Annotated in this window: 9 protein-coding genes; 6 read left to right on the forward strand and 3 right to left on the reverse strand. The window is 43.9% G+C overall.

The window, feature by feature from the left end; translation table 11 throughout:
- The first annotated feature begins 77 nt into the window (after positions 1-77).
- The 4 genes from C9J48_RS08115 (at position 78) to C9J48_RS08130 (ending at position 5986) form a co-directional block, all read left to right on the forward strand.
- Complete coding sequence (locus C9J48_RS08115) at positions 78-3173, forward strand: beta-galactosidase (RefSeq protein WP_036802471.1); 3096 nt, start codon at positions 78-80, stop codon at positions 3171-3173.
- Positions 3174-3515: 342 nt separating this feature from the next.
- Complete coding sequence (gene katE1 / locus C9J48_RS08120; protein WP_006228712.1) at positions 3516-5027, forward strand: catalase KatE1; 1512 nt, start codon at positions 3516-3518, stop codon at positions 5025-5027.
- A 65-nt stretch (positions 5028-5092) separates the two neighbouring features.
- Complete coding sequence (locus C9J48_RS08125) at positions 5093-5566, forward strand: ankyrin repeat domain-containing protein (RefSeq protein ID WP_006228711.1); 474 nt, start codon at positions 5093-5095, stop codon at positions 5564-5566.
- A 126-nt stretch (positions 5567-5692) separates the two neighbouring features.
- Positions 5693-5986 carry a hypothetical protein gene (locus C9J48_RS08130; protein WP_006228710.1) on the forward strand — a complete coding sequence of 98 codons (294 nt, stop codon included), beginning with the start codon at positions 5693-5695 and terminating at the stop codon, positions 5984-5986.
- 18 nt (positions 5987-6004) lie between these two features.
- On the opposite strand, the gene C9J48_RS08135 is transcribed toward C9J48_RS08130, so the two are convergent.
- Positions 6005-6784: a radical SAM protein gene (locus C9J48_RS08135; RefSeq protein ID WP_006228709.1), complete on the reverse strand. Its 780-nt coding sequence runs from the start codon at positions 6782-6784 to the stop codon at positions 6005-6007.
- A gap of 437 nt (positions 6785-7221) precedes the next feature.
- Between C9J48_RS08135 and C9J48_RS08140 the strand changes: the two genes are divergently transcribed.
- Together C9J48_RS08140 and C9J48_RS08145 are read left to right on the forward strand one after the other, a co-directional pair.
- A complete protein-coding gene (locus C9J48_RS08140) occupies positions 7222-8736 on the forward strand; it encodes a hypothetical protein (RefSeq protein ID WP_006228708.1) in 1515 nt (504 codons plus the stop codon).
- A gap of 360 nt (positions 8737-9096) precedes the next feature.
- The gene (locus tag C9J48_RS08145; protein ID WP_006228707.1) at positions 9097-9744 is read left to right on the forward strand and encodes a helix-turn-helix transcriptional regulator; all 648 of its coding nucleotides are present in this window, start codon (positions 9097-9099) and stop codon (positions 9742-9744) included.
- A gap of 42 nt (positions 9745-9786) precedes the next feature.
- Here the strand turns inward: C9J48_RS08145 and C9J48_RS08150 are convergent, their stop codons facing one another.
- Both C9J48_RS08150 and C9J48_RS08155 read right to left on the reverse strand, forming a co-directional pair.
- Positions 9787-10911 (reverse strand): aminotransferase, encoded by a 1125-nt coding sequence (locus C9J48_RS08150; protein WP_006228706.1) that lies wholly within the window; start codon positions 10909-10911, stop codon positions 9787-9789.
- A gap of 47 nt (positions 10912-10958) precedes the next feature.
- Positions 10959-11933: an ornithine cyclodeaminase family protein gene (locus tag C9J48_RS08155; RefSeq protein WP_006228705.1), complete on the reverse strand. Its 975-nt coding sequence runs from the start codon at positions 11931-11933 to the stop codon at positions 10959-10961.
- Positions 11934-12040: the final 107 nt, after the last annotated feature.

Below are 12040 nucleotides of genomic sequence, written 5' to 3' on the forward strand. Positions count from 1 at the left end.
CGTTTCCAGTGGTTATTTACACTCGGTACAGAGTTAGGGCTCAACGATAAAAAACATAAATAAAAAGTAGGAAAACCATAATGGCACTTTCAGACATTATCCAACGACGTGACTGGGAAAACCCTCAATCCGTGAATATTCACTGCCTTAAAGCGCACAGCCCGCTTGCAAGCTACCGTGATATTAACCATGCCCGTGATGGTATTCACGCTCAGCGTCAGTCACTGAACGGTCAATGGAAATTCAAATTATTTAACGCGCCAGAGCAAGTTGAAGGTGAGTTTATTGATGTGCAATTCAATGATTCAGCGTGGGGCGATATTACAGTTCCTTCTAACTGGCAACTTCAAGGCTACGATAAGCCGATTTATGCCAACGTTAAATATCCGTTTGAAGTTAATCCTCCTTATGTACCTGCAGATAACCCAACAGGTTGTTACCGTACGCACCTGACTCTGACTGACACCGATCTAGAAAATACTCAACGTATTATTTTTGACGGCGTGAACTCTGCTTTTCACCTATGGTGTAACGGTGACTGGGTAGGTTATAGCCAAGACAGCCGCTTGCCAGCAGAGTTTGACCTTTCCCAATATTTAACAACTGGTGAAAACACTTTGGCAGTAATGGTGATCCGTTGGAGTGACGGTAGCTACCTAGAAGACCAAGACATGTGGTGGCTAAGCGGTATTTTTCGCGATGTGACTTTGCTGTCAAAGCCAAAACAGTGCATTGAAGATGTATTTATAACGCCCGATCTTGACGCCTGCTACCGTGACGGTAGCCTATCGATCGTTACCCACATTTCTGCGCCAGAAACTAGCCAAGTTCATGTGCAACTTTTCGAGGGTGAGCAAGCAATCACAGAGCCTTCTGTTGCTCGCCCACACAACCGTCGTATCGATGAACGCGGTAGTTACAATGACGTCGTATTCCACACACTGCATGTTCGTGAGCCACAGCAATGGACGGCAGAAACACCCAACCTTTACCGCGCAGTGATATCACTGCTAGATGCAGAGGGTAACCATTTAGAGAGTGAAGCGTATCAAGTTGGTTTCCGTAAAGTGGAAGTCAAAGAGGGTCAACTACAACTCAATGGTAAGCCGCTGCTTATTCGTGGTGTAAACCGCCACGAGCATCACCCAGAGCTGGGTCATGTAATGACCGAAGAAGATATGATCCGCGATATTTGCTTAATGAAGCAGTACAACTTCAACGCAGTACGTACCGCGCACTACCCTAACCATCCTCGTTGGTACGAGTTATGTGACCAATACGGTTTGTATGTTTGTGACGAAGCAAATATCGAAACCCATGGCATGATACCGATGAACCGCCTGTCTGCCGATCCGCAATGGGCACACGCGTACATGAGCCGTTATACACAAATGGTAATGCGCGACAAAAACCACCCATCGATTATTATTTGGTCTTTGGGTAATGAATCTGGTCACGGTAGCAGCCACAACGCAATGTACGCTTGGTCAAAGCAATTCGACCCATCACGCCCTGTTCAGTACGAAGGTGGCGGCGCAAATACAACCGCAACAGATATTATTTGCCCAATGTACGCGCGCGTGAATACAACCATTGAAGATGAAGCCGTACCTAAGTGGCCAATCAAGAAATGGATCTCTTTACCGAATGAACAACGCCCACTGATTCTGTGTGAATACGCCCACGCGATGGGTAACAGCCTTGGTAGCTTTAGCGAATACTGGGACGCGTTCCGCGAATTCCCTCGCCTACAAGGTGGCTTCATTTGGGACTGGGTAGATCAAGGGTTAAGCCAATGGGATAACGACGGCAAACACTTCTGGGCATACGGCGGTGACTTCGGTGACACGATCAACGACCGTCAGTTCTGTATCAATGGTTTGCTCTTCCCAGACCGAACGCCGCACCCAACATTAGAAGAGGTGAAATTCAGTCAGCGTATGATCACGGTTGCCCTTACACATCAAGACAAACAGCAATGTTGCTTAACTGTAACCAGTGAATACGTGTTCCGCAGCACAGACAACGAGCAACTACACTGGAGCGTATTAGAAAACGGGATTGAAATTCAGTCCGGTCAGTGCCCATTAACGATAGATGCTGGTAGCCAACAAACACTCGGTATTACTCTGGATTTCCAACCGGAAGCGGGAGCCCAATATCACCTCAACACAGATATTTGCTTAATCAGCGCAACGCCTTGGGCGCAAGCGGGGCATGTGTCAGCCACAGAGCAATTTGCGCTAAGTAATACCAGTAGCCTAACGCTACCAAAAACCAGTACTTTGCCAGCACCTCAATTAAGCAAACAAAGTGGCAACATTCTAGTATCTAGCCTAGACAAGAAACACCAATGGCAATGGAACATCGCAAGTGGCTTATTAACAAGCTGGACAGTTGACGGTCACTCTCAACTACTTCACGCACCAGAAGATAGCTTCTTCCGCGCGCCGCTCGATAACGATATTGGCATAAGCGAAATCGATAATATCGATCCCAATGCGTGGGTATGTCGTTGGGATGGGGCAGGTATTGGCCGCTGGGAACGTGAATGTGTTAGCTGTACAAGTGAATCATTGAGCCAAGCTGTAAAGGTAGCCTCAACTTTTGCTTACCACCACAACGGAGGTGTTCAAGCGATTACCGTTTGGACTTACACGCTGGATGACCAAGGTCACATGTATATCGACGTGGATATCAAATTGGCGGATCACTTACCGCCAATGCCACGTATAGGTCTAGAGCTAGCATTACCGCTACCAAGCGATAATACAACAGTGACTTGGCAAGGTTTGGGGCCCTTTGAAAACTACCCGGATCGTTTAGCAGCAGCAAGATTTGGGCAATATACTCAAAGCGTAGAAGCGATGCATACCCCATATATTTTCCCGACTGACAACGGTCTACGCAGTGGTACTCAATGGCTCAATGTGGGTAATGTGGAATTTACTGGTGACTTCTTATTCAGTGTGAGCCGCTTTAGTCAGCAGCAACTGACAGAAGCGAGGCACACCAATGAGCTGACGCCAGAAGATAAAATTTATCTACGCATCGATCATCAGCATATGGGAGTTGGGGGTGACGATTCATGGAGCCCGAGCGTACACAAAGAGTTTCAACTAACGGATAACGCATACCGTTTCAGTATTATGCTAAAACCCCATCACAACTAGGCATCACCCACAGAAGGTGCAATCAATCCCCAAGCCTACTTGGGGATTTTCATTCCAAACTAAGCGGTAAACTGGTATCACAGATCGCTAACAGCGAAGACACAGTATCAAGAGTAAATACGTTATACAGGCGTCTCCTTCTCGCTTTCCCTTTTCACTTACCTTTGTGGTGACGATTTCAGTAGCCTCACTTTTTAGGCGAAAGTTTCAATTCTTTGGCTGTAAATATCCATTCAATGTTTTCATCAATTACAGCAATAGGTTATATCGTTTATCCCGGTTACGTACAGAACACTATAATGCGCGGCTTACATACCAAGAAGTACATTTTATAGGGGATTTATGTCTTTTAAGACAAGTATTGTAGCTGTATCACTCGCGCTAGCATTCAGCGCTCAGGCGTCAACTATAACGAAAGATAACGGCGCATATGTTGGTGATAACCAAAATTCGATAACGGCAGGTGAGAACGGTAGCGTATTGCTGCAAGACGTTCACTTAATCCAGAAACTGCAACGCTTCGCCCGTGAACGTATTCCTGAGCGTGTTGTACATGCTCGCGGCACTGGCGCTCACGGCGTATTTGTATCAAGCGGCGATTTTAGTGAGCTAACGATTGCAGACCCATTTGAAGGTGCAGGTAAAGAAACACCTGTATTCGTTCGTTTTTCAACAGTAGTTCACTCAAAAGGCTCGCCTGAGTCACTTCGTGATCCGCGTGGGTTCGCAACGAAATTCTATACCGATGAAGGCAACTGGGATCTGGTAGGAAACAACCTACCTGTATTCTTTATTCGTGATGCAATCAAATTTCCAGATATGGTTCATTCATTGAAGCCATCACCAGTCACCAACCTTCAGGATCCTAACCGTTTCTTTGATTTTTTTAGCCATAATCCAAGCGCGACACACATGCTAGCTCAGCTTTACTCTAACTTGGGTACACCCGCGAGTTATCGCGAAATGGATGGCTTCGGGGTGCATGCTTACAAGTGGATCAATGATCAAGGTGATGTTAAATATGTGAAGTTCCATTGGCAAAGCCAGCAAGGCATCAATAGCCTACGACCGACTGAATTAGCCAAGGTGCAAGGTGAAGATTTCAACCACCTTACCAGCGACCTATACAAAGAGATTGAAGATGGGAATTTTCCTAAATGGGATCTATACGTAAAGGTTCTTTCTCCTAGTGAGCTTGTTGAACTTGATTATAACGGTCTAGATGCTACGAAAATATGGTTGGATGTGCCTGAAACCAAAGTTGGCACCATGACGCTAAACAAAGTACCTGATAACTTCTTCCAAGAGTCTGAGCAATCAGCTTTCGCACCTTCAAACCTTATTTCAGGCATTGAGCCATCGGAAGATCGCTTATTGCAAGGTCGAGTATTCTCCTATGCAGATACTCAACTTTATCGACTAGGCGCTAACCTCTCTCAACTACCTATCAATGCGGCTAAATCGAATATAAGCAACTACAACCAAGACGGACTTGGCAACCAAGGTAATACGCGTTCTGACATCAACTACGAACCAAGCCGCCATGTTGAATTAAATGAAAACGCCCGTTCTCGTGCTGTTGAAACGGATCTAGCGGGTACTGTTCAGCAAGTGGCGATCAAAGAGCAGCGTAACTTCTACCAAGCCGGTGTGTTTTACCGCGACCTTAGTCCCCAAGACAAATCAGACTTAATCACCAACCTGTCTGGCGATCTTGGCAAGGTGAAAGACGACGGTATTAAGCACACTATGCTGAGCTTCTTTTATAAAGCAGATAACGATTTTGGTCGTCGTTTAACCCAAGCGGTTAATGGCGATATCGACCGTGTGAAGATAATGGCATCAAGCCTTTAATCGATCCTATTTAATCTAATGCCAGCTGATGCCATACACCTATCAGCTGGCTTTTTGGTTGGAATATGAAAAAAATATTTATAGCCCTAGCATTCGTATTGTTATCGACAACAACATCTGCAATGAACGTAAAAATAAATGAAAACTCCGAATACCAAGAGTTGGTGAACTACTTTTTTGCTGCCGCGAGAGTGGGGGATATAGAAGTACTCGATAGATTCTTATCAGCTGGCTTCCCTATCAACCAACGAAATAACCAGACTTATACTGCACTAATGGTGGCATCATATAGCGGTCAAAAAGAGGCGACGCAGCTTCTTTTAGATAATAGCGCAAATGTATGTCTGCAAGATAAGCGCGGTAATACGGCCGTTATGGGTGCCTTGGTAAAAGGAGAGCTATCCATTGTTAGGATGCTATATAACACCCCCTGTAGTAAAAATTTGAAAAATGCGGCAGGCCAAACATTGGAGGCGTTTGCTGACATGTTTGGAAAAGGTGATTTTATTAACCAGTTAAAAAATAATACGGTCGATTAAGGTATAAATCAATATGTACCGCAGCCCTCAGATGAACGTAATATGAATAAGTACCTCACTTATCATTCAGTTCATTTAGTGTGTAATGCCCATTCAGGTTACATACAACAATAGAGATGGATAGTTATGAAGTGCGTCATATTGAGCCTTACAGCTTGCCTGTTCTTTAACTCTGCAGCTGTTTTTTCGCAGCCAAAAGAACCTCTAAATACATTGCCTCAGCAAGCATCAATTGAGCTGATCGCTTTTATCGATCATTCAAATATACTCAACAAAAAAGAGCAGCTTGAAGAAAAGATTATTACCCTAATAAATGATAATAATTTTGACTACACCAATGGCCATACTGATGGGCATATCGAAATTCGCAAAGGCGAACGAAAGCCCGAAGACGATGAATACTCACCACCTATCGCATAACCGTATCCACATTACCATTTACAATCCACGTTGCCACTCAGCGCGAAGAGGTATCACATCAGGGTGAGAAATAGCCATATTTACTTTATCTAATAGCTTGGCTTTATCGCGCCCAAGTATGCCTTTCAACACTAAATAGTTCGAAGCATGATCAGAACGAAATACGGTTTTATCCAGCTCAAGGTGTTCCAATAATACTTTCATTTCATGAAACAACTCCGCTTGTGTCAATTGACGAAATTGCCCATTGAAACCAGCGGCAAAGCGCGCTTCCCCTAATGGAAAAGACACCACCAAGGTTGATAAATATTCCGGCTGCACAGCATTCATCAATCTAGCAGAAGCAATCGCATGCTGCTCGCTCAAAAGTGGCCCACCCAACCCATTAAGGATCATAACCGAGCTTTTCATGCCTGCCGCTTTGATTTTATTCAGTGCAATTAATGACGACTCGAATGTTTCGCCTTTTTGAACCCTAGCCAGTACCTCATCATCACCGCTTTCACACCCCACATACAATAGACTCAAACCTAGCTGGCGCAATTCCGACAATTGCTCTGCGGTTTTTTTCGTGAGGTTACGGGGTAAGCAGTAGCTCGAAATACGTTGAACATCGGGTAAATATTGATTAATCAAGGTACAAATATGCTGTAAACGTGCGAATGGCAAGGTCATCGCATCCCCATCAACCAAAAAGACACGATGTACGCGATCCCCAGATGCTGCTACTTGCTGTAACTCACGCTCTATGTCGTCAGGCTTCTTTGGGCGAAATTTCTTTTGCGGCTGAGTATACATATCTATAAAAGCTACACTGGTTATGGCTGCATCCGTTGGTCACTTGCAAGATCAACGATTTCCATTCAGATGGCGGACGAAAGACAGGTTCAATGTAATTCAGGATCACAGAAATATACCTCTTTTAACAAATCACAACACCGTGAAATTAATCATATATCCAAGGTACCTCAAGATACACATTCCAGCGAGAGTTTGTTGGCTTCTAGCCAAATACGTCCCTTTCTTAATTAGTGTAATTTAAAATTTTCACAGCTAACTATACTTCCAATAAGCAATAAATCAGGCGTCCTGACTGTATTGCACATGCTGATATTTCAATTCATCGAAAGAATCTCAATTTGATTTGAAATACGATACTAATCCAGATGTTAAATAGACGCAGACTATAGCGACAAAGCACTGCGCATAACATTGTCTGATAAAAGGCGACGATCATGAAATGCATTCAAGGTGCGGTCATGGCTTTCTTGATTTCACTCTTTTTTACATCATTCGCATATGCTTCATACCAACACGCTCCCCCTAGCGAGCGACTTCCTTTAACCTTATTGACACCGTCATCACCCGCAATCACATTTGAACAGGTCACCTTTCACCTCGAAGTCGGTACAATTCGAAATAGCGATTGGGGACAATTTAAAATCAGACCCAATCAACTCTACGACCGATATGGTGCCCCCTTAGGTACTGGCTACATCAATGTTTTTCTTAATGGGCAGCGACAAGGCGGCAGCTGGGTCATCAATAATCTTTTTATTCCGCCCGCACCAGAACAACACAAACGGCATAGGCAGCATAGTCGGTACACTGGCTCACCATCAAATCCCTCATCTGCTGTGGTCGCGTCTTACTTTGATTTACGACCAGGGCAAACAGGTCGAGGAATAAAAAAACGAGTGAATGCAACGGTCTTATTTTCACCTCAACCGTTACCGACTATTATTGATATCGCCCTGTTGGCGCAGCGCTTTCCCTCATCGCGCTTTACCGTATTACCAGCGCACATCAATGCTGAAGGTGCTGGTGAAATCGATGGTCGAATGCGAACAACCCCTCAACGCTCATCAGCGCCCCGCTCATTGGCTTTAGGTTTTCCTCCACAAGCCATTGAACCTAGCTCAACACTGCCTGACGATCTCCTATTTCCGATTCAAGTCATTCAAGCCAGTGACCAAAATCTGGATGCGGCAAGAAACCAATGTGTTCCAATGGCAAATGCCAACGCCTTACAGTACCTCGAAGATCGCTACGATAACTTACCTCTCGTATGGCGCTTACCTGAATTGCATATTCGCGGTATTGGTCGTATAGGCGCAGCAGGTGATGTTCTTTTTTGGGAACCCATACCTGAAAATAGTTTGGTTGCCAATGTCGATACGTTTGGCCGACGCAATGGTGTGCATGATCTTGACAGTGGCAGTTATACCAGTCTGTGTGGGTTGATCCGCGGAGTATTGGGCTACCTCACACAATCTGGTGATCAAGCTATCACAACAGTGCGTCATCAAGGCAGTAGCTCTCTAGAATTAGGAGATAATGGTGCAGATTGCGATACTGAAACCATGTTATTAGGCGGTATGGTTTCTGTACGTGATGGTATCGAACCGACATGGGAATGGATGTTCGAGCAATTACAACTAGGGCGGGCCGTTACCATTATTTACAGTTGGTATGATTTCCAAGGCGAATGGCAGGGAGGGCATAGTGTACGGGTATACGGTGCCTCTGAGTTTGATGGCCGCCGTTACATATACACCTTAGATGATGCCGATCAAGGCGATAACTTCAGTAATGTCAGCGATCCGAGAAAACAACAATGGGAGGTAGCTGATACTGGTAGCCCAGGTCTTCTTGGTGTACCAAATGGTCGTTTAAACATGGATGGCATGAACTGGGAAATCACCTTTGCCCTTTCTCTCGAAGCCAAACCAACCTTGGTCATTCCTTAATAGCCCACTCGGTACCTTCTACTATCCACAGGCAGGACGCCAGTGGATGAGTACAAGGTCATAATATTATCTTTCACCCAGACAACATGGGGCACCTTATTACATCTGTATCATCAGAGCTGGGTATTTCAATTGTTCCAAAATGCAGATACTCAATAGCTACCGAGTCGAATAACCAAAAATAACCTGCAACTTCAAAGGTTATCTGCCAATTTAAGATCGAACCACCAAGGCCGATTCTATATCGATAAAATCATAGTTTAGACGTGTTTACGGCCCTAAAAATCGAGGAGGGAAGCTATACAAAACAACGTTAGCTAGGTAGTATTCTGTCAGTAAATATTGAATAGTGTTATCACGATGGAACAAAGTAAAAGCGTTAAAAATGCAGACATATTGTTGCAACAATATGCAGCCGTTGCCGATGGTATTACCCTACTGTTTTCAGATTATGTTGAAGTCATTATTCACGATCTGGACAGTCAGAGCGTGGTCTATATTGCCAATAATATCTCTAAACGAAAAATAGGTGACCCGTCCTCGTTAGAAGACGTTAATTTCGATCAAGCGGAAACGGTAATTGGTCCCTATGAAAAACTAAATTGGGATGGCAAAAAGATATGCTCAACGAGTGTGGTGCTGAGAGACGCAAAAAATACTCCAATCGGCATGTTATGTATCAATATGAATACAGCACCAGTCGAAGCCGCACAAGAAGCATTAGCTCTATTGTTGCCGATCAAAAACCTCATCCCACAACCTGAAAAATTATTTCATGATGACTGGCAAGATAAAGTAAATAGCTTTATTCATGCTTGGCTCGCAAGTAAACATCAAACTATCTCTTCATTGTCACAACAAGAGAAGCGGTTGTTAGTTGAGGCACTGTTTGATGAAGGGGCTTTCAAAGGAAAAAGTTCGGCGGATTATATTGCTAATGTATTAAGTATGGGACGCGCGACAGTCTTCAATTATTTACGTGAGATCAAAAAAGCACGTCAAAAATAGCAATCATGCCCTCAACAAATTAAGGGCATGAATTTCAATATGTTAGTGTGATATTTCAGCAAGAAACTCAGAAACCTTCTTCAACCCTTCTTTTAGCACTTGCGGGTTGTTGGCATAACCTATCCGTACATACCCTTCCATTTCTAATACACTTCCGGGCGTAAACATCACCCCTTTTGATTCAAGTAACCTCACGCAAAAGTCGCGCGATGACATGTCTAAATCATATTTTAGTAACGCTATCGTTCCCGATGTTGGCTTTACATAGGTAATAAGTGGTTCATTCTTGACCCAAGCATCCAACACTGCTCGGTTGGTTTGACAAATATCGCGACTTCTTTGCAAGATAGCGTCACGACACTCTAACGCAATACAAGCAAAGTGATCATTCAACATGCCAACGCTTATCGTATTGTAATCACGGTGAATGCAGACTTTTTCAATCAGCTCTTCAGGGGCTGCAATCCAACCAAGTCTTAATCCAGCCAAGGAAAACGACTTCGACATGCTTGCCGTGCTGATCCCCTTCTCGTATAGATCGGCTATCGAAGCCGTAAAACCATTACCTTCAGCATCGGTGCCTCGATACACCTCATCACACAAGATATATGCGTCACAAGCTCGAGCAATGTCTACAATTCGCTTTAATAAACTTTCATCCATTAATGCCCCTGTTGGGTTATTAGGGTTATTGATAGTAATTAGGCGAGTATTTTGCGTCGTGAGTTTTTGTAGCTGTTCTAAATCGGGTAAAAATTGATTTTCTTCTTTCAGCTTTAGCACCTGCACGTCTGCGCCATAGCTTTCTGGGATCGAGTAATGCTGCTGATAGGTAGGAAGCACAGATACGACGCGATCACCCGGTTCAATCAAGGTTTCATGAATCAGCGCATTCGCTCCAATTGCACCATGGGTGATCAATATATTGCTGCGCTTCTGATTATGATAAAGCGTGGTCACATTATCACGCAGTCGATCAGAGCCTTCAATCGCACCATATGTCAGCTTCATGGGTAACAATTCGTCGATGATACAATCTTTCTTACCCGACATATCGAGTAGCTGCTCGACCGTCAATGACTCCACACACGTTTCTGCTAAATTATAGATACAGCTATTTTCGTATTCATTCATCCAAATCTCGACACCAAACTCTTTGATTTTCATTGTATATCCTTTATTAATGATGGTCTGAAAGTAACTGGTATTTTAGGTTATTCACCTTTTAGAGCTTGTTGCCAAATGCCATAAGCGATCGCAACATCCTCCAACCCCAATCCAATTGAACGGAAGAAAACAGGTCTTTTATAATCAGGCATATCACACTTTCCTGAAACAAGATCTGCAAGGTCTCCTACTATGTTATTGGTATCCCAATCGTGTAATTTGACCGCTAAACACATTTCTCCCGCACTGCTCGGTGTCGTTTCTTTGTAATCACAATATACATCGATATCATTAAGCATTTCTGGTGGGATTTCATGAGCGTTCACTGCGTTGGTACTGATAGAAGTGATCAGTGCCGATGCCTTTACATGCGCTTTGGCAATCACAGGGGCCGCTGAAGAAGTGCAGAGCATGATGACATCCGCTTGGTTTGTTGCATCCATAACAGAAGTTGATATTTCGATTCTTGGGTCCATGGCACTAACGATCGCCTGACGTTCTAAATCATCACTTAATTCTGGCGCGAAAACATGAATGGTTTTCCAATTACGTAGATCTAACACATGACGAAGATGAGCTAATGCAACATTACCAGCCCCGACCATAGCCAATTGTTGGCTTTGTTGAGGTGCAAGGCAATCAATCGCGAGGGCAGTTGTCCCTGCCGTTCTTTCTACCGTCAGTTGTCCAGAATCACACCACAGTAGTGGTTGTCCGGTCTTCATCGACATCAAATTCGTCCATGCAGTAATAATCGGCGTGGTTTCTGTCACTATATACGGTGAAAGCTTAGCACCAAATACGCCTTCATCAGCTAACGCTCCCAGGTAAGTAATGTAGTCCCCTTTATCACCAGGAAAAGGGGTGAGTGTTTGATTTGGCTGAACCGCCTTTTGATTTGCGATCGCGATAAACAACTCTTTCATGAGCGATTGAACATCTAGTTTAGGTAATAATTCACTCACCGCTTTATCATCTAAAATGAAAGGAGCGTGGCTATGATTGAAGTGGTCTATAAGCATCTTTTTCACACATCTGATTGATTAACACAACAAGAATAATACTACTTAGTATAATTTATACTGTGAAGTATATTGTGTTTTTAATTTAATCCCCCTCTAATAACTTA

It is taken from the genome of Photobacterium profundum, assembly GCF_003026285.1.
GTDB lineage: Bacteria > Pseudomonadota > Gammaproteobacteria > Enterobacterales > Vibrionaceae > Photobacterium > Photobacterium profundum.

Bases quoted from the DNA above. Each gene is read 5' to 3' on its own strand.
- C9J48_RS08140 (WP_006228708.1), top strand. From the start codon at position 7,222: ATGAAATGCATTCAAGGTGCGGTCATGGCTTTCTTGATTTCACTCTTT.
- C9J48_RS08150 (WP_006228706.1), bottom strand. From the start codon at position 10,911: ATGAAAATCAAAGAGTTTGGTGTCGAGATTTGGATGAATGAATACGAA.
- C9J48_RS08155 (WP_006228705.1), bottom strand. From the start codon at position 11,933: ATGCTTATAGACCACTTCAATCATAGCCACGCTCCTTTCATTTTAGAT.
- C9J48_RS08145 (WP_006228707.1), top strand. From the start codon at position 9,097: ATGGAACAAAGTAAAAGCGTTAAAAATGCAGACATATTGTTGCAACAA.
- katE1 (WP_006228712.1), top strand. From the start codon at position 3,516: ATGTCTTTTAAGACAAGTATTGTAGCTGTATCACTCGCGCTAGCATTC.
- C9J48_RS08130 (WP_006228710.1), top strand. From the start codon at position 5,693: ATGAAGTGCGTCATATTGAGCCTTACAGCTTGCCTGTTCTTTAACTCT.
- C9J48_RS08125 (WP_006228711.1), top strand. From the start codon at position 5,093: ATGAAAAAAATATTTATAGCCCTAGCATTCGTATTGTTATCGACAACA.
- C9J48_RS08135 (WP_006228709.1), bottom strand. From the start codon at position 6,784: ATGTATACTCAGCCGCAAAAGAAATTTCGCCCAAAGAAGCCTGACGAC.